Annotated in this window: 18 protein-coding genes and 2 pseudogenes; 19 read left to right on the top strand and 1 reads right to left on the bottom strand. The window is 60.1% G+C overall.

All coding sequences use genetic code 11. The features are described from left to right. Positions 1 to 18: 18 nt before the first annotated feature. The 18 genes and pseudogenes from PCOSP_RS05920 to recX all read left to right on the top strand — a co-directional run bounded on the left by PCOSP_RS05920 (position 19) and on the right by recX (position 14,105). Positions 19 to 366 carry a phage tail tube protein gene (locus PCOSP_RS05920; RefSeq protein ID WP_464710526.1) on the top strand — a complete coding sequence of 116 codons (348 nt, stop codon included), beginning with the start codon at positions 19 to 21 and terminating at the stop codon, positions 364 to 366. Further along, positions 363 to 659, top strand: coding sequence for a phage tail assembly protein (locus PCOSP_RS05925; protein WP_041020046.1), 297 nt, complete (start codon positions 363 to 365; stop codon positions 657 to 659). Before PCOSP_RS05920 ends, PCOSP_RS05925 begins: the two co-directional genes overlap by 4 nt. 130 nt (positions 660 to 789) lie before the next feature. Further along, on the top strand, positions 790 to 2,364 hold the full coding sequence (locus PCOSP_RS05930; RefSeq protein ID WP_464710528.1) for a phage tail protein: 1,575 nt from the start codon (positions 790 to 792) through the stop codon (positions 2,362 to 2,364). Then, on the top strand, positions 2,351 to 3,589 hold the full coding sequence (locus PCOSP_RS05935; RefSeq protein WP_464710529.1) for a DNA circularization protein: 1,239 nt from the start codon (positions 2,351 to 2,353) through the stop codon (positions 3,587 to 3,589). Before PCOSP_RS05930 ends, PCOSP_RS05935 begins: the two co-directional genes overlap by 14 nt. A gap of 3 nt (positions 3,590 to 3,592) precedes the next feature. Beyond that, positions 3,593 to 4,633, top strand: a complete 1,041-nt coding sequence (locus PCOSP_RS05940; protein ID WP_464710530.1) for a phage baseplate assembly protein — start codon at positions 3,593 to 3,595, stop codon at positions 4,631 to 4,633. A gap of 382 nt (positions 4,634 to 5,015) precedes the next feature. Further along, positions 5,016 to 5,525, top strand: a complete 510-nt coding sequence (locus PCOSP_RS05945) for a phage baseplate assembly protein V (protein ID WP_139647432.1) — start codon at positions 5,016 to 5,018, stop codon at positions 5,523 to 5,525. Next, a complete protein-coding gene (locus PCOSP_RS05950) occupies positions 5,525 to 5,923 on the top strand; it encodes a phage GP46 family protein (protein WP_139647434.1) in 399 nt (132 codons plus the stop codon). Before PCOSP_RS05945 ends, PCOSP_RS05950 begins: the two co-directional genes overlap by 1 nt. Further along, positions 5,913 to 6,952, top strand: a pseudogene (locus PCOSP_RS05955) (baseplate J/gp47 family protein). The gene PCOSP_RS05950 and the pseudogene PCOSP_RS05955 overlap by 11 nt, the downstream one beginning before the upstream one ends. Then, a complete protein-coding gene (locus tag PCOSP_RS05960; RefSeq protein ID WP_464710532.1) occupies positions 6,940 to 7,539 on the top strand; it encodes a YmfQ family protein in 600 nt (199 codons plus the stop codon). The pseudogene PCOSP_RS05955 and the gene PCOSP_RS05960 overlap by 13 nt, the downstream one beginning before the upstream one ends. Before the next feature lie 11 nt (positions 7,540 to 7,550). Continuing rightward, entirely contained in the window at positions 7,551 to 8,789 is a 1,239-nt protein-coding gene (locus tag PCOSP_RS05965; RefSeq protein ID WP_464710534.1) for a hypothetical protein, read from the top strand. Positions 8,790 to 8,797: 8 nt separating this feature from the next. After that, the gene (locus tag PCOSP_RS05970; protein WP_464710536.1) at positions 8,798 to 9,238 is read left to right on the top strand and encodes a DUF4376 domain-containing protein; all 441 of its coding nucleotides are present in this window, start codon (positions 8,798 to 8,800) and stop codon (positions 9,236 to 9,238) included. A gap of 88 nt (positions 9,239 to 9,326) precedes the next feature. Further along, a pseudogene (locus tag PCOSP_RS05975) lies at positions 9,327 to 9,705 on the top strand (cell wall hydrolase). A 169-nt stretch (positions 9,706 to 9,874) separates the two neighbouring features. Next, positions 9,875 to 10,933 (top strand): acyltransferase family protein, encoded by a 1,059-nt coding sequence (locus tag PCOSP_RS05980; protein ID WP_464710537.1) that lies wholly within the window; start codon positions 9,875 to 9,877, stop codon positions 10,931 to 10,933. 59 nt (positions 10,934 to 10,992) lie between these two features. Next, entirely contained in the window at positions 10,993 to 11,415 is a 423-nt protein-coding gene (locus PCOSP_RS05985) for a cell wall hydrolase (protein ID WP_464710539.1), read from the top strand. Positions 11,416 to 11,426: 11 nt separating this feature from the next. After that, a complete protein-coding gene (locus tag PCOSP_RS05990) occupies positions 11,427 to 11,921 on the top strand; it encodes a lysis system i-spanin subunit Rz (protein ID WP_139647681.1) in 495 nt (164 codons plus the stop codon). A 71-nt stretch (positions 11,922 to 11,992) separates the two neighbouring features. Further along, positions 11,993 to 12,493 carry a CinA family protein gene (locus PCOSP_RS05995; protein ID WP_175385081.1) on the top strand — a complete coding sequence of 167 codons (501 nt, stop codon included), beginning with the start codon at positions 11,993 to 11,995 and terminating at the stop codon, positions 12,491 to 12,493. A gap of 83 nt (positions 12,494 to 12,576) precedes the next feature. Next, the gene (recA, locus tag PCOSP_RS06000) at positions 12,577 to 13,629 is read left to right on the top strand and encodes a recombinase RecA (RefSeq protein ID WP_464710541.1); all 1,053 of its coding nucleotides are present in this window, start codon (positions 12,577 to 12,579) and stop codon (positions 13,627 to 13,629) included. Between the two features lie 8 nt (positions 13,630 to 13,637). Further along, positions 13,638 to 14,105 carry a recombination regulator RecX gene (recX, locus tag PCOSP_RS06005; RefSeq protein ID WP_139647445.1) on the top strand — a complete coding sequence of 156 codons (468 nt, stop codon included), beginning with the start codon at positions 13,638 to 13,640 and terminating at the stop codon, positions 14,103 to 14,105. Positions 14,106 to 14,151: 46 nt separating this feature from the next. Here the strand turns inward: recX and PCOSP_RS06010 are convergent, their stop codons facing one another. Next, positions 14,152 to 15,270, bottom strand: coding sequence for an LOG family protein (locus PCOSP_RS06010; protein WP_139647446.1), 1,119 nt, complete (start codon positions 15,268 to 15,270; stop codon positions 14,152 to 14,154). 235 nt (positions 15,271 to 15,505) lie between these two features. Between PCOSP_RS06010 and PCOSP_RS06015 the strand changes: the two genes are divergently transcribed. Further along, positions 15,506 to 15,706 (top strand): hypothetical protein, encoded by a 201-nt coding sequence (locus PCOSP_RS06015; RefSeq protein WP_024780146.1) that lies wholly within the window; start codon positions 15,506 to 15,508, stop codon positions 15,704 to 15,706. Positions 15,707 to 15,746 lie beyond the last annotated feature (40 nt).

Here is a 15,746-nt window from a genome sequence, read left to right on the forward strand (position 1 = left end):
ATTTGAAGGAGAAACACCATGGGTCAACTGATTGCGGGCACCTGCTACGTCAAAGTGGACGGCGCCCAACTGACCATCAACGGTGGTTGCGAAGCGCCGCTGATGTTCACCAAACGTGAAACCGTCGTACCGGGTTTCTACAAGGAAACCGACATTGCTCCGTCCTTCAAGGTGACGGCGCTGCACACCGCGGATTTCCCGCTCAAGCAACTGGTAGCCGGCACCGACATGACCGTCACCTGCGAGTTCAACAACGGCAAGGTCTACGTGCTGGCCGGCGCCTACCTGGTGGAAGGGCCGGTGTCCAAGGGCGACGACGCCACCATCGAGCTGAAATTCGAAGGCATCAAGGGGACCTGGCAATGAGTGATGTGGTGACGTTGCGCGTGGCCATCGAGGCCCACGGCGAGCCGTTGAACGAACTGACCCTGCGTCGTCCGACGGTGCAGGAAGTCCGGGCGATCAAGGCGCTGCCGTACAAGATCGACAAGAGCGAGGAGGTGAGCCTGGACATGGATGTCGCGGCCAAATACATCGCGGTCTGCGCCGGCATCCCACCGTCGTCGGTCAACCAGCTGGACCTGGCCGACCTCAACGCGCTGAGCTGGGCCGTCGCGAGTTTTTTCATGAGTGCGGCGTCGCAGCCATCGGCGACCTGATCGCCGCCGCCTATGACCTGGCCTGGTTCTGGAAGGTTGACCCCGAACAGATGATGGCCAGGCCACTGGATGTGCTCCGTGAATCCCTGGAGCACGCGCAACGGATCAATGCGATGCAGCAGGTGCAGTGATGGCAGACACACAAAAGGTAGAGAAAAAAGCGGTGTTGCTGACCGGCATCGACGAACTGTCACCCAAGCTCGCCGGCCTTCGGGCGAAGGTCCAGGGCTTCAAGCAGAACCTCGATGCGACCGGTCTCGGCAGCCTGGACATTTCCGGGCTGCTGCCGGACGGTGGTCTCGCCAAGCCGTTCATGGAAGGGCTCAGGTCAGCAACGGCTCTCAAGAGTGAAGTCGCCGAGGTGAACGTGGTGACGGGTGCCCTGCAGGCCCCTGAAGCGCCCCGTGTGGCGGCACAGAGCCTGGATGGATTGAAGACTTCCATCAGCAATGTGTCGGTGCAGTTCGGTTCGGCGCTCGGGCCGGCGGTCAACGCCGTGGCGATCGGTTTGCAACCGATGGTCAACGGTGTGGCCCAGGTGCTGCAGGACAACCCACAGCTGGTGCAGGGCCTGGCCACCGGCGCGGTGGCGTTCAGCGCGATGCAGACAGCAGTCAGCGGTGCGAGCCAGGCGCTGGAAGTGGTCAACCTGGCCCTGAAGATGAACCCCATCGGCCTGATCGCCATGGGCATCGCCTTGGCGGCAGGGATGATCATTGCCTACTGGCAACCGATCTCGGCGTTCTTCGCCGGGCTCTGGCAACGGCTGGCGCCCATCGTTGTGCCGATGGCCGAGTTCTTCAGGGCGCTGTTCGCCTTCACCCCGATGGGGCAGGTGATCAGCAACTGGGGGCCGGTCAGCAGTTTCTTCGGCGCGCTGTGGAATGTGCTCGTGGCGGCGGCGACGCCCATCATCGGCTTTATGCAGACGTTGTTCGCTTGGTCGCCCCTGGGTTTGATCATCAATAACTGGGGCCCCCTGACCGGGTTGTTCTCGGCCATCTGGGATCTGCTCAAGGCCTTGACCGTGCCGGTGATGGACGCGCTCCAGGGCCTTTTCAACTGGACGCCGTTGGGCCTGATCATGGCCAACTGGGGCACCCTTGTGGACGTCTTCGCCGGAATCTGGGAAGGCCTGCGCAATCAGGTGTCGATCATGTTGGCAGTGTTCGGCGGGCTATTCGACTGGTCGCCCATCGAGGGCCTCACGAAGCAGTGGGGGCCAGTGAGTGAGTGGTTCAGCCAGTGGTGGGACGAGCTGCAGGGGGTGATCGCGCCGATCAAGGCGTTCTTCAACGGTGGTTTTGGCGAGGTCATCACCACGTTTACCGGCAAGGTCCAAGGGCTGACCGACGAGCAGCAGAAGACCAATGCCGAAGGTAAGGGTGAACTGGCGCCGGCGTTTTTTGGCGCGGCCAATGAATCGTCGTCGGGGCTGGCCTCCAGCTTGGCGCCGATGCCTGGCAATCTTGCGCAGAAAGCCTCGCTGGCGCCCGGTGCGCTGCCGCAGACCTCCAGTGCACTGGTGCAACAAAGCGCCGCGAACAGTCGCACCCAGCTTGAAGGCGGCCTGACCGTACGCTTCGAAAACGCGCCGGCCGGTTTGCGCGCCGAGCCTCCGCAGACCAATCAACCGGGCCTGGCGGTGAGTTCGCGCATCGGTTATCGCTCTCTGTCCGCAGGAGGTTCCAATGAGCTGGCGTGATCGTTTGTTGCCGGCGTCGTTCCGTGGCGTCGGGTTCTGGGTCGACCAGGCGAAAACCCCGGTGGGGCACAAGGGTCAGTTGCATGAATATCCGCAGCGCGACCAGCCGTTTTTCGAAGGGCTGGGCCAGCAGGCGAAGATCCATGAACTGACCGCGTTTATCGTCGGCCCCGACTGCCTGGAGCAGCGTGACAAACTGCTCAAGGCGTTGGAGCAGGGCAGTGGCGAGCTGGTGCACCCTTGGCTGGGACGGATGCAGGTCAAGGTCGGCGAGTGCGACATGACCCAGACCCGCCAGGACGGCGGGCTGGTCACCTTTGCCCTGAAGTTCTACCCCAACCAGCCGCTGCAATTTCCCTCGGCCGCGATCAACAGCCAGAAACTGCTGCTGGTGTCGGCTGACAGCTTCCTGGGTTCGGCGGTGCGGCGTTTCGAAGACGCGATGAGCTTGATCAAGGCCGCGCGGATCGGCATCGCCGACCTGCGCAACAGCCTCAAGGAGGTCTACGGGGTTATCGAGCAGGAGCTGAAGCCGTTGATCGAGGTTTATGGGCAGCTCAGCGATCTGGTCAAGGCGGTAAAGGAGTTGCCCAAGGAAGTGGCAGCCGAGTTCAAGGGATTGTTGGGGGACATCCGAGAGGTGAAGGACTTTGCCCGTGACGGCTATCGCGGCGTGATTGCCAGCGTGTCGCAACAGGTCGAAGCCATCCGTCAGGCGGACGCGCCCAAACTCACCACCGGCAAGGACACCACGGCGGCGGCCCAGGCCGTGGCCGATCTGGTCCAGGACACGCTGCTGGTCCAGGCCGCGCAATGGATTGCGGCGATGCCCGTGGCGGCGCCGGTGGTCAAGCTTGGCGCCACGCCTTCAGTGGCGCAGCAGGCCGTGCAGCCGATCCAACGCCGGGATGTACCGGTGGCCGACGATGTCCTGGCCCTGCGTGATGCCCTCAACGAAGCCATTTGGCAGGCCTCCCTCAAGGCCGATCCGGATCATTACCAGGCATTGAACAACCTGCGTCAGCAAATGGCCGCGCACCTGACGGCGGTGGCGTCATCGGGTGTCCGGTTGATCAACCTGTCGTTCAAGCAAAGCCTGCCGGCGCTGGTGGTGGCTTATCAGCAATTTGCCGATGCCACCCGGGTGACCGAAGTGATCCAGCGCAACGGCGTGGCCCACCCAGGTTTCCTGCCGCCCAACGACCTGAAAGTCTCGGGGGAGTAAGCCATGAGCGAGTTCGATAACGTCGTCACGCTCACCGTCGGTGGGCTGGACTACGGCGGCTGGAAAAGCGTGGAAATCAGTGCGGACCTGGAGCGGCAGTTCCGCACCTTCAAACTCGACATCACCTGGCAATGGCCGGGGCAGATCCAGGCGGTGCCGATCCGTCCCGGTGATGAATGCCAGGTACGCATCGGTGCCGACCTGGTACTCAGCGGCTACGTGTTCAAGGCTCCGGTCAGCTATGACGGGCGCCAGATCACGCTGAGCATCGAAGGGGGTTCCAGAACCCAGGACCTGGTGGATTGCGCAGCGATCAATCGTCCGAGCCAATGGCGGGGGCAGACGGTGCTGAGCATCGTTCAGGCCCTGGCCTCGCAATATGGCGTAGGGGTGGTCAGTGAAATCCCGGAAACGGCGCGTTTGAGCGAGCACAGCATCGTGCCGGGAGAAACCGTCTTTCAATCCATCGACCGTTTGCTGACGTTGTTCCGGGTGTTTTCCACCGACGACGCCGAAGGCCGCGTGCTGCTGGCCAAGCCCGGCAGCGCAGGGCGGGCCAGTGATGTGCTGGAGCTGGGCAAGAACATCCTTTCAGGCAACGCGCCGATGGACTACAGCCAGGTGTTCTCCGAATACCGGGTCATCGGCCAGCACAAGGGTAGCGACCAGCAGAGTGGGGCGGCAGTCAGCGAGGTGTCGGGCACCGCCACCGACTTGGGTTTCAAACGCAAGCGGGTGACGGTGATCAGCGAAAGCGCCCAACTGACCTCCGAGCTGGCCCAGCAACGAGCGGACTGGGAAAGCGCCATCCGCACCGGTCGCGCCCTGACCACCACCTACCGCGTGCAGGGCTGGCGCCAGGCCAATGGCGACTTGTGGCGCCACAACAGCCTGGTGCGGGTGATCGACCCGGTGCTGGGGTTCGATGGCGACATGCTGATTTCCAAGGTGACCTATTCACTGTCTGCCCAAGGCTCGGTGACCACCTTGCAAGTCGCCCCGCCCCATACCTTCGACGCGACCCCGGCCAAGCCCAAGTCCTGAGCCCGGCAGCGCCCACCTGTGGGAGCGGGCTTGCTCGCGAAGGCGGCGTATCAGTCACCCCAGCGTCCACTGACCCACCGCCATCGCGAGCAGGCTCGCTCCCACCCTGTTCCGGGGATGACCACAAAGTGCCCGCCCACCACAAATCCCCTGTGGGAGCGGGCTTGCTCGCGAAGGCTGAGTGTCAGTCACCTCAGCGTCCACTGACCCACCGCCATCGCGAGCAGGCTCGCTCCCACCCTGCTCCGGGGGCGGCCACAAAATCCCCGTCCAGCACAAACCCCCTGTGGGAGCGAGCCTGCTCGCGATGACGGCGGACCAGCCACCGCCAACCTCAACTGACGTCCAGCCAACCCGCAACCCGATTTCCGAAGGAACCCCAATGAGCCTACTGACCCGCCTCCTGGCGCGCGGCACTGTCGTGCTCGCCAATTCGGCCTCCAAACTGCAGTCGCTGCAGATGCGCCTCACCGCCGGCGAAGTGAACGACGACATGGAGCACTTCGAACCCTACGGCTTTACCAGCAACCCGCTGGCCGGCGCCGAGGGCATCGCCACCTTCCTGGGCGGCGACCGTTCCCATGCCGTGGTACTGGTAGTCGCCGACCGCCGCTTTCGCCTCAAGGCCCTGGCCCCCGGCGAAGTGGCGATCTACACCGACGAGGGCGACAGGATTCACTTCAAGCGCGGCCGTGTTATCGACATTGACACCGCCACCCTGAACATCCGCGCCAGCAGTGCGGTGAACATCGACAGTCCTGTCATCAACCACACCGGCAAGATCATTTCCCAAGGCGACCAGATCGCCGGCGGCATCAGCCAGATCAAGCATGTGCATGTCGGCGTACAGGCCGGCAACGGCCAGACCGGCGCGCCGGCGGGAGGCCAATGATGTTCATCAGCCAGAACCTGCACGCCGCGTTGACCCGCTCGGTACTGATCAGCCTGTTCACCTGGCGCCGCGCCGCTGACGACGATGCCGTCGATGACGAGGAGCGTTTCGGCTGGTGGGGCGACACTTTTCCTACGGTCGCCGATGACCGCATCGGCTCGCGGCTGTGGCTGCTGCGCCGGGTCAAGCTGACCCGCCAGACCCAGCTCGACGCCGAGTTCTACGCCCGCGAAGCCCTGCAATGGCTGATCGATGACGGCCATTGCAGGGCCATCGACATCATCAGCGAACGCCTCGATGCCCAGCGCCTGAACCTGCGCACGGTCCTGACCCTGGCCGACGGCCAGCGCCTGGACATCAATCCCGATAACAGTTGGCAGGTGACCTATGCCGTTTGAAACCCCTTCGCTGCCGGTGCTGATCAAACGCACCCAAAGCGACCTGGCCAGCGATTCGCTGCGCCAGTCCGATGCCCAAGTGTTGGCCCGTACCCTGGGGGCGCAGCCTATGGCCTGTACGGCTATCTGGACTGGATCGCCGAGCAGATCCTGCCGGACAAGGCCGACGAGTCCACCCTGGAGCGCATTGCCGCCCTGCGCCTGAACCAGGCGCGCAAAGCCGCTCAGGCAGCCAGCGGCAGCGTCAGTTTTAACGCTGCCGGCGGTGCGGTGCTGGATGTCGACACGCTGCTGCAATCGACCGATGGTCGCGCCTACAAAGTGACCACCGCCCGTACCACCAGCAATGGCCTCAACACCACCACCATCGCTGCGCTGGAGGCCGGCAGCCTGGGCAATGCCGATGCCGGCCTGGTGCTGACGCCGGTGCAACCGATCCTCGGTATCTCCGGCAGCTTCACCGTGCTGGCGCCGGGGCTGACCGGCGGTGTCGCCCGGGAAAGCCTCGAGTCCCTGCGGGCGCGGGTGATCCGCTCTTACCGCATCATCCCCCATGGCGGCTCGGCCCAGGACTATGAAACTTGGGCCCTGGAATGCCCTGGCATCACCCGCGCCTGGTGCCGCGGCAGCTACCTGGGACCCGGCACCGTCGGCCTGTTCGTCATGCGTGACGACGATCCGCAGCCGATTCCCAATGCCGAGCAACTGGAGGAAGTCCGGGCCTACATCGAGCCCCTGCGCCCGGTGACCGCCGAGGTGCATGTGCTGGCGCCGGTGCAGGTCCCGGTGACCTACAGGCTGCGTATCACCCCTGACACCAGCGCCATACGCGCCGCCATCGAGGCCCAGTTGCGCGACCTGCACAACCGTGAAGCCGGCCTCGGCGAAACCCTGCTGTTGACTCACATCGCCGAAGCCATCAGCAGCGCCACCGGTGAAACCGACCACACGCTTACTGTGCCCACCGCCGATGTGATTGCGGCGAGCAATCAGTTGCTGACCTTCGGAGGCTGCGTATGGCTGGAATAAGAACCGCCGGGGAATACCAGGCCCAACTGCGCAGCCTGCTGCCCAACGGCCCTGCGTGGGACCCGGAGCGGGTGCCGGAACTGGAGCAAATGCTGGGGGGCATCGCCGAGGAATTGGCGCGCCTCGATGCGCGTGCGGGTGATTTGCTCAATGAAATGGATCCGGCGGGGGTGAGTGAACTGGTGCCGGATTGGGAGCGGGTGATGAACCTGCCGGATCCGTGTCTGGGGGCCACGCCGCTGTATGACGACCGGAGGCTGGCGGTGCGTCGGCGGTTGTTGGCGGTCGGTAGCCAGACCTTGGCGTATTACGTGGAAATCGCCAGGAGCCAGGGCTACCCCAACGCCACCGTCACGGAGCATAGGGCGCCTCGCATGGGCCGTGCACGTTTTGGAGACGCGCATTTCGGCACGTGGCAGGCGCAATTCATGTGGACCCTCAATACCGGCGGGCGTCTGCTGCTCGGTCGGCGTTTTGGCGCGAGCTACTGGGGAGAGCGTTTTGGCGTTAACCCGGGGTCGGCGCTGGAGTGTCTGGTTCATCGCAGTGCACCGGCGCATACGCAGGTGCATATCAATTATGACTAAGGAGTAGATGGATGGATTATCCAAAAAGCGTTCCCAGTGCAGGGCTGGTGAATGGGAAATTTGTAGATGAAAATCCGGTAACGGGGACCCCGGGATCTTTGATTCCGGCTCAATGGGGGAATGCCGTTACAGAAGAGGTGTTGAATGTCATTACTTCTGGCGGTCTTACGCCGAGCGAAAGTAGCAATACTCAACTTCTTACGGCAATCAACGCAAAAATCACCAATGCAATTCCCGCGTCGCCACCTGATGCTTCAGTCACGCAGAAGGGGCTTGTTGAGTTGGCTACGAATGCAGAGGCTCAGTCCGGAACGGATGCCTTGCGTGCGGTCACACCAGCAGCACTTGCGTCTCGTACGGCCACGGAGTCCCGTTCCGGCATGGCGGCAATTGCTACTCAATTGGTGGTCAATGGAGGCGTTGATGATGCAACAATCGTCAGTCCCAAAAAGCTGGCGCAGCGATTGTCTGTATTTTTGCCGATTGGATACTTCTCCGGTTTGCGCATGTGGAATAGCCCTGGCGCTCCGGCAACTGTTATCAACGTAGACCCAGGTGCAGCAAAGTCTTCTGACGACCTTTTCGATATTGTTCTTCCTAACAACCTGGCTGCCGGTCTTCTGGCTTCTGGAGCTTGGACGTCGGGGTCCGGCAACCAGAAGCTCGACGTAGGCTCTCGCGCTGCGAACACTTGGTATCACTTGTTCCTGATCCGAAAGGCCGCTGATGGCGTAGCCGAGCTACTGTTTTCGCTGAGTGCTACCGCCCCGACACTGCCTGCCGGGTATTCCGGATCGCGGCGTATTGGTTCCGTCAAGACAGACGGCAATGGGAATATTGTTCCGTTTATTAATGTCGGGCGTCAGTTTTATTTCTTAACGCCGATCAAGGACTTTGTCGGTTCTGCTCCAGCCTCAACCACCGGTACCCAGGGGGCGGTCACGTTGATCCTGTCTGTGCCGCCAGGTGTTAGAACCAAGGTAATCACTCATGTTGCTATGAGTGGTATTGCCGGATTCGCTTACATGCGGCCGACAGATTCCAGTGCTGTAGCGATGGTGTTGGTTGCTGGAACTGTCTCTGCTTGGCAGGCAGGCATCGGCGGAAATACAGCGAACGTCGACTACTTTGCGTTTCCCTTTGAATGTGTGACGGATACAACCGCAGCGGTAATTTTGCAATGGAACATGGCATCAGGTGATGGCACTGCTTATTACGCAGTATCGACTTTGGGATATACAGAGCTCTAGGAGAAAAAATGCCTTACGTTCAAAGAAATAACGCCGGTGAGATTACAGGTCGCTTTGCTAATGCTCAGCCTGGGTACGCTGAAGAGTGGGTTGATGAGAATGATATACCGGTCTTAGTTGCCGACTTGACCGCGCTGATCGCCAGCACTCGTTTTGATCATGAAGTTGCCGGCACTGTCGTTAACGGATTAAGTGTTTCTACCGACCGGACAACGCAGAACAAGTTGACTGGTGCGGCGTTACAAGCCAACCGCAATGAGGACTATACAGTCGATTGGAAGTTGTCCGATGGTTCATTCATAGCGTTGACGTCTCCCGCAATTCTTGCGTTGGCGGATGGCGTCTCTGACTACGTGCAGGCGTGTTACAGCCGGGAAGCTGTGCTTCTAGCTGCATTGAGTGACGGCTCATTTACTGAGGCAATGTTAAGAGAGGGCTGGCCTGTGTGAATCGGTTCTTGTACGACGCGAATAGGCGGTACCACGCAATACACAAACAACCCGACCAGGTCGGGTTTTTTTATGCCTGGAGAAAGCGATGACGGTTTTTGAGACGGACCGCGAAGTTCTCGCCCTTACGCTTTGGGGCGAAGCTCGCGGTGAGGGCTTCGCCGGCCAGGTCGCTGTGGCCTGGACCATCCGCAATCGTGTGGAAGATGGCAAGGCCAAGTCATGGTGGGGGAGGGGTATGTTGGCGTTTGCCTGAAACCATACCAATCAGTTGTTGGAACAAGAATGACCCGAACTATCCCTACCTGAGTGGCGCCAAGCCGATCCCCCCGAAGCAGTTCGCCCAGGCGCAGCGGGCTGCAAATCTGGTGATATCGAGCACTGAGCCGGACATGACGAAAGGCCCGACGTACTACTACGCGGCCGCGATGCCTAAGCCGCCGGCCCGGGCAGCCAAGGCCACGTAGACCCTGCGCCTGGGTAATCACCTGTTCTTCAAGCATGTGCCATGAACCCCGTGGGCGTGAAGGCGTGGTCCGTCGGCGTGCTGGTGGTCGTACTGACGATGGAATGGCCCAATATATTGCCTAAGAATGCTGGTATCATTGCGGTGAGCTGAACAAGGCGCTGTTATATATGCAACGGAAAATGGAAGTAAAAAATCGTATATCCACGCTCGATGGGGTTCGGGGCTGGGGGGCGCTCTTCGTAGTAATCTACCACGTCTTTGTTCAGAACTTCCCACTTACAGCGACTTTAGCAGAGTGGCTTGGTAGGCTTCTCCCGTTTCGTGGCAATTCAGCCGTTTTTGCATTCTTTGTTGTTTCTGGATATGCGTTGTCTGTTGGTTATTTGCGTAGACAAGATTTAGGCGTGCTAGTTCGAATTGCTGTTGGTCGATATTTTCGATTGGTTGTTCCTATAGTTTTGGGGTGTGCTGTTGTTTATATATGTGTGATGTCAGGGGTTGTCATCAGTCCGGCCAGAATTGCGGCAGCAAGCGATCTATCTGTGGTTACGCATTTCGCGTTCATTGGGGCATTTATGTTCGAGCCGCCATTGGCAGGTCGGCCAATTCCGCAGCTTTGGACAATGCCCTACGAGCTTCTTGGAACGTTTCTAACATTGTTGTTTGTTTTTTTATTATCTCGTCGTAACTGGCGGTTCTACGGTTATTTCGTAATTTCAATCGTGCTCCTGATTATTCAACCAATTTATGCGGCGTTTGTGGCCGGTATCGTTCTTGCCGAAATGCGTAGTTCTACCGGCTCAGGCAGAACCAATGTACCGTATTCGGGATACGTTTTTTTTGTTTCAGTTGTTGCGCTTGCGTTCGTTCCGCAGATTGGATATCTTGCCTTAGTGGCTATTCTGGCTGCAGCCATAGTCTGGTCAGCAGTTTGCAATGTCAGAATCCGGAGCTTCTTGGATCACCCGTTCAGTCAGTTCTTGGGCAGTATTTCATTCCCAGTTTATCTATTGCACGGTGTTGTTATTCACTCGCTTGGTGTTAGGTTGAACCAACTCGTAGATGGTTCTAGCTATGCGTGGATCGCGGTTAATTCTATTACTGTTATTGTTGCTGTGATTGTTGGATGGGCTTTTCGTTGGATTGACGGTTTAGGGATAAAGTGCTCTCATGCCGTCACCAGACTACTTTTGCCAGAAAAATTCCAGCGTGTAAGTATTCAATAGCCCCTCAAAACTCTTTTAAATCCCGCCTTGAGCGGGATTTTTTTGCCTGGAGAAAAGCTATGACTGTATCCGAGAAGGACCGCGATATCTTGGCGCGGACATTATTTGGCGAGGCACGCGGCGAGGGCGAGGCCGGTCAGATTGCCGTGGCCTGGACCATCCGCAACCGGATGGAGGATGGCCGAGAAAAATCCTGGTGGGGCGAAGGCTATGCCGGCGTCTGCCAGGCGCCGTACCAGTTCAGCTGCTGGAACAAGAACGACCCGAATTATCCGTACCTGAGTGGCGCCAAGGAGATCCCGCCGAAGCAGTTCGAGCAAGCCAAGCGCGCGGCAGACTTGGTGATCTCCGGTGCCGAGCCTGACATTACGAAGGGCGCGACCCACTACTACGCGACGAGTATTCCGGCGCCGGCCTGGGCTGCCAGAGCCACGCAAACCCTGCGCCTGGGCAATCACCTGTTCTTCAAGGATGTGCCGTGAACGCGGTGAACATGAAGGTCTGGGCCGTCGGCGTGTCAGTGGCCGTGCTGCTGGCCTTCGGTGCAGCGTGGAAGGTCCAGGGCTGGCGCTATGAGGCGAAGCTGGCGCAGCTGGCCGGCCTGCACAAGGATGATCTGACCGCCATCAGCAACGCGGCAGCCGCCCAGGTACAGGCGGAGCAGGCCAAGCACCTTGTGCTCGAGCAACGGTTATCGGCCAGCGAACAAACCCACTACAAGGACCTGAGCGATGCTCAATCAAATCAAGCTCGCCTGCGTGATCGCCTTGCCACTTCTGACTTGCGGCTGTCAGTCCTCCTCGAGAATGCAGGCAGTTGCAGCTCAGTGCCTGCCGGTGCCGTCGCCGGCGGCGTGGTTCATGAAGGAGCAAGAGCCCGACTTGACCCGGCGCATGCTCAACGAATTATCGCCATCACCGACGAAGGCGACCGCGGATTGATCGCCTTGCAGGCCTGTCAGGCCTACGTCAAGGCGTTGGGTCAGTAGTCCGCCGAGCCTTGCAAGCGGCGAATGCTCGTGTACGGTAGGCTCCAATTGCGTCGAATCAGGAGAGCATCATGGACGACATCACCGAACTGGCGGCTGAGCTGGGCAGGCGTCTGCAATTGCTCAATGCCCATGTGACCACGGCCGAGTCCTGCACCGGTGGCGGGATTGCCGAGGCGATCACCCGGATTCCCGGGAGTTCTGCCTGGTTCGAGGCGGGCTACGTGACCTATTCCAATCGCCAGAAAACCCAGCAACTGAATGTACCGGGCGAGCTGTTCGAGAGGGTCGGGGCGGTCAGCCGCGAGGTGGTCGAGGCCATGGTGCGGGGTGCCCAGCAGAAAAGCCTGGCGCGGTTCGCCGTGGCGGTCAGCGGCGTGGCCGGGCCGGACGGTGGTTCGCCGAACAAGCCGGTGGGCACCGTGTGGCTTGCCTGGGGTGTGGGCGACAGGGTCTTCAGCGAGCAGCGATTCTTTCCCGGCAACCGCGACGAGGTCCGCCGACAGACGGTGAAGGCCGCGCTAGAGGGGCTGCTGCAACATGCCGCCGTAGAAATCTCAAATCAGGGGTAGGCGATCCTGAATCCCTGTGGAATAATACTGGCTACTTATACAGGTGTTGGCCGCCAGGCCTTATTGATTACGTGAGGACTTTAATGGACGACAACAAGAAGAAAGCCTTGGCTGCGGCCTTGGGTCAGATCGAACGTCAATTCGGCAAGGGTGCCGTAATGCGTATGGGCGATCAGGACCGTCAGGCTATTCCTTCCATCTCCACCGGTTCCCTGGGCCTGGACATTGCGCTCGGCATCGGCGGCTTGCCAAAAGGTCGTATCGTCGAGATCTACGGCCCTGAATCCTCCGGTAAAACCACACTGACCCTGTCCGTGATCGCCCAGGCCCAGAAAGCCGGTGCGACTTGCGCCTTCGTCGACGCCGAACACGCCCTGGACCCTGAGTACGCCGGCAAGCTGGGCGTCAACGTCGACGACCTGCTGGTGTCACAACCGGACACCGGCGAGCAGGCCCTGGAAATCACCGACATGCTGGTGCGTTCCAACGCGGTTGACGTGATCATCGTCGACTCCGTGGCGGCATTGGTACCCAAGGCAGAAATCGAAGGTGAAATGGGCGACATGCACGTGGGCCTCCAGGCTCGCCTGATGTCCCAGGCCCTGCGCAAGATCACCGGTAACATCAAGAACGCCAACTGCCTGGTGATCTTCATCAACCAGATCCGCATGAAGATCGGCGTGATGTTCGGCAGCCCGGAAACTACCACCGGTGGTAACGCGCTGAAGTTCTACGCCTCGGTTCGCCTGGACATCCGCCGTACCGGTGCGGTGAAGGAAGGCGACGAGGTGGTCGGCAGCGAAACCCGCGTCAAGGTCGTGAAGAACAAGGTGGCTTCGCCGTTCCGTCAGGCCGAGTTCCAGATTCTTTACGGCAAGGGCATCTACCTCAATGGCGAGATGATCGACCTGGGTGTGTTGCACGGTTTCGTCGAGAAGTCCGGCGCCTGGTATGCCTACAACGGTACCAAGATCGGTCAGGGCAAGGCCAACTCGGCCAAGTTCCTGGCGGACAACCCGGAGGTTGCCGCAGCGCTCGAGAAGCAACTGCGTGACAAGCTGCTGAGTCCGGTTGCCGACGTCAAGGCAGTGGCCAGTCGCGAAACCGCTGACGACCTGGTCGACGCTGATATCTGATCGATTCGATGACCGCCGTACTCGATACCCTCGTCGCGGTGCGGCGAACCGCGATGGACCTGCTCGCCAGACGCGAGCACGGTCGAGTCGAGCTGACGCGAAAACTGCGTCAGCGCGGCGCTCCCGATGACTTGATCGAAACGGCCCTCGACCGCTTGACGGAAGAGGGCCTGTTATCGGAAAGCCGATATCTCGAAAGTTTTGTCTCTTATCGCGCCCGCTCAGGCTACGGTCCGTTGCGAATTCGTGAGGAATTGGGCCAGCGCGGTTTGCAACGTCCGGATATTGAACAGGCCTTGCGTGAAAGTGGTATCGATTGGCAGGACCAGTTAATGGATACCTGGCGTCGGAAGTTCTCCGGGCATTTGCCCATCGATGCGCGAGAACGGGCCAAGCAGGGACGTTTCCTGGCGTATAGAGGCTATTCCATGGACATGATCAACCGCTTGTTCAGCGGTCGTGGCCTGGATGATTGAACAGAAACGGCCCGCTATTTTGATAGCGGGCCGTTTTTTTATGGGTTCAGGTGACCTTGATGGGCTCCCATGTCAGCGGATGTGCCTTGGAGGAGGGCGTCGCCCAGTTTTCCGGCAGGTTGATATAGTCCACCAGTTCTCTTAATCGTCCCTGGTTGCGGGCGTTGAAATTGAACGCCAGTCGCGTCAAATGGCTGAACGAGGCCTCGTCCTGTTCTTCGCCACTGCAGCCTTGCTGATAAAAACAGTCGTTCAGGCACAGGTCGGCGAACTCGATCTGTAGTTGGGCCATGGCCTGTTCGTTGAGCTTATGGTTCATGCGGATCACGAACTGGTGCTTGAGCCAGCGGCTGGAGTGGAAGTTGCGGTAGAACTGGTTGATTTCTTCCACTGCGTCTTCAGCGCTGTGCACCAGCCGCATCAGTTTCATGTCGGTGGGCAGGATGTAGCGGTTTTCTTCCAGTTGCTCGCGGATGAAATCCAGGGCGCTCTGCCAGAACCTGCCCCCTGGTGCGTCCAGCAGCACTACCGGCACCAGGGGGCTTTTACCCGTCTGCACCAGCGTCAGGACCTCCAGGGCTTCATCCAGGGTCCCGAAGCCGCCCGGACAGAGCACCAGGGCGTCTGCCTCTTTGACGAAGAACAGTTTGCGCGTGAAGAAAAAGTGGAACGGCAGCAGGTTCGGCGTGCCCTCGACCGTTGGGTTGGCATGCTGTTCGAAAGGCAGGGTGATGTTGAATCCCAGGCTGTATTCCCGACCCGCGCCTTCATGGGCGGCGGCCATGATGCCGCCACCGGCACCGGTGATAACCATCATGTCCGAACGGGCCAGCGCGGCCCCCAGCTCACGAGCCAAGCCATACAGTGGGTGTTCGACGGGCGTTCGGGCCGAGCCGAAGACGGTGACCTTGCGTCGGCCCTTGAACTGTTCGAGCGTGCGAAACGCATGTTCCAGCTCTCGCAGTGCCTGCAGGGTGATCTTGGCATTCCAGCGGTTGTGGTCTTCCTGGGCCATGCGTAGCACGGTCAGGATCATGTCGCGGTAGATGGGAAGGTTCGGGCTGTCGGGCGATACCAGGTTGAGTTGCTCTTCGACCTTGCGGGTGAGGTCGTGGCCATGGTTCTCAAAATGACGACTGAGCTGGTCATTCGGTTTATAAGGCATTCAGCTACTCCTTCTTCCTTCTGAATCCTAGACCCTCGCGTTGATCTTCGCTGCCTTGATCATGGCCCTCGAAAGTGACAGTTGGCAACCAGCAGTGGTCGGGCACGCCGCTCGTCAGATTACCGACCGGGTACGGGCCGCTCTGATTTACTGATAACAGGCGTGCCAGGCAATTCGATGCCCACGGCTGGGCCACGCGATGGATTGAGGTAGATCGGGCAAGGAGGCGGGAAAGATGACCAGGGTAACTCTGGAACTCGATAGGCAGTTGTATCTGGCGCTGTTGGAAGCGGCTCAGGCCAATCGGGTCAGTCTCGAGGAAGAATGTTGCCGCCGTCTGGAAGGCAGGGCGTGGCGTTCGCGCTATTTACAGGCGCTGGTAGCGGAGCTGCGCGCCGACGATGAGCAACGGCGCGACAGTGGCCTGTGTGGCTAATTCATGAGTCGAATCAATCGGACAGGCCGCTGGCGTGGCG

Source organism: Pseudomonas sp. MAFF 730105 (genome assembly GCF_055380705.1).

Excerpts from the sequence above, each read along its gene's own strand:
- PCOSP_RS05920 (WP_464710526.1), top strand. The coding sequence starts at position 19 with ATGGGTCAACTGATTGCGGGCACCTGCTACGTCAAAGTGGACGGCGCC.
- PCOSP_RS05925 (WP_041020046.1), top strand. The coding sequence starts at position 363 with ATGAGTGATGTGGTGACGTTGCGCGTGGCCATCGAGGCCCACGGCGAG.
- PCOSP_RS05930 (WP_464710528.1), top strand. The coding sequence starts at position 790 with ATGGCAGACACACAAAAGGTAGAGAAAAAAGCGGTGTTGCTGACCGGC.
- PCOSP_RS05935 (WP_464710529.1), top strand. The coding sequence starts at position 2,351 with ATGAGCTGGCGTGATCGTTTGTTGCCGGCGTCGTTCCGTGGCGTCGGG.
- PCOSP_RS05940 (WP_464710530.1), top strand. The coding sequence starts at position 3,593 with ATGAGCGAGTTCGATAACGTCGTCACGCTCACCGTCGGTGGGCTGGAC.
- PCOSP_RS05945 (WP_139647432.1), top strand. The coding sequence starts at position 5,016 with ATGAGCCTACTGACCCGCCTCCTGGCGCGCGGCACTGTCGTGCTCGCC.
- PCOSP_RS05950 (WP_139647434.1), top strand. The coding sequence starts at position 5,525 with ATGTTCATCAGCCAGAACCTGCACGCCGCGTTGACCCGCTCGGTACTG.
- PCOSP_RS05960 (WP_464710532.1), top strand. The coding sequence starts at position 6,940 with ATGGCTGGAATAAGAACCGCCGGGGAATACCAGGCCCAACTGCGCAGC.
- PCOSP_RS05965 (WP_464710534.1), top strand. The coding sequence starts at position 7,551 with ATGGATTATCCAAAAAGCGTTCCCAGTGCAGGGCTGGTGAATGGGAAA.
- PCOSP_RS05970 (WP_464710536.1), top strand. The coding sequence starts at position 8,798 with ATGCCTTACGTTCAAAGAAATAACGCCGGTGAGATTACAGGTCGCTTT.
- PCOSP_RS05980 (WP_464710537.1), top strand. The coding sequence starts at position 9,875 with ATGCAACGGAAAATGGAAGTAAAAAATCGTATATCCACGCTCGATGGG.
- PCOSP_RS05985 (WP_464710539.1), top strand. The coding sequence starts at position 10,993 with ATGACTGTATCCGAGAAGGACCGCGATATCTTGGCGCGGACATTATTT.
- PCOSP_RS05990 (WP_139647681.1), top strand. The coding sequence starts at position 11,427 with ATGAAGGTCTGGGCCGTCGGCGTGTCAGTGGCCGTGCTGCTGGCCTTC.
- PCOSP_RS05995 (WP_175385081.1), top strand. The coding sequence starts at position 11,993 with ATGGACGACATCACCGAACTGGCGGCTGAGCTGGGCAGGCGTCTGCAA.
- recA (WP_464710541.1), top strand. The coding sequence starts at position 12,577 with ATGGACGACAACAAGAAGAAAGCCTTGGCTGCGGCCTTGGGTCAGATC.
- recX (WP_139647445.1), top strand. The coding sequence starts at position 13,638 with ATGACCGCCGTACTCGATACCCTCGTCGCGGTGCGGCGAACCGCGATG.
- PCOSP_RS06010 (WP_139647446.1), bottom strand. The coding sequence starts at position 15,270 with ATGCCTTATAAACCGAATGACCAGCTCAGTCGTCATTTTGAGAACCAT.
- PCOSP_RS06015 (WP_024780146.1), top strand. The coding sequence starts at position 15,506 with ATGACCAGGGTAACTCTGGAACTCGATAGGCAGTTGTATCTGGCGCTG.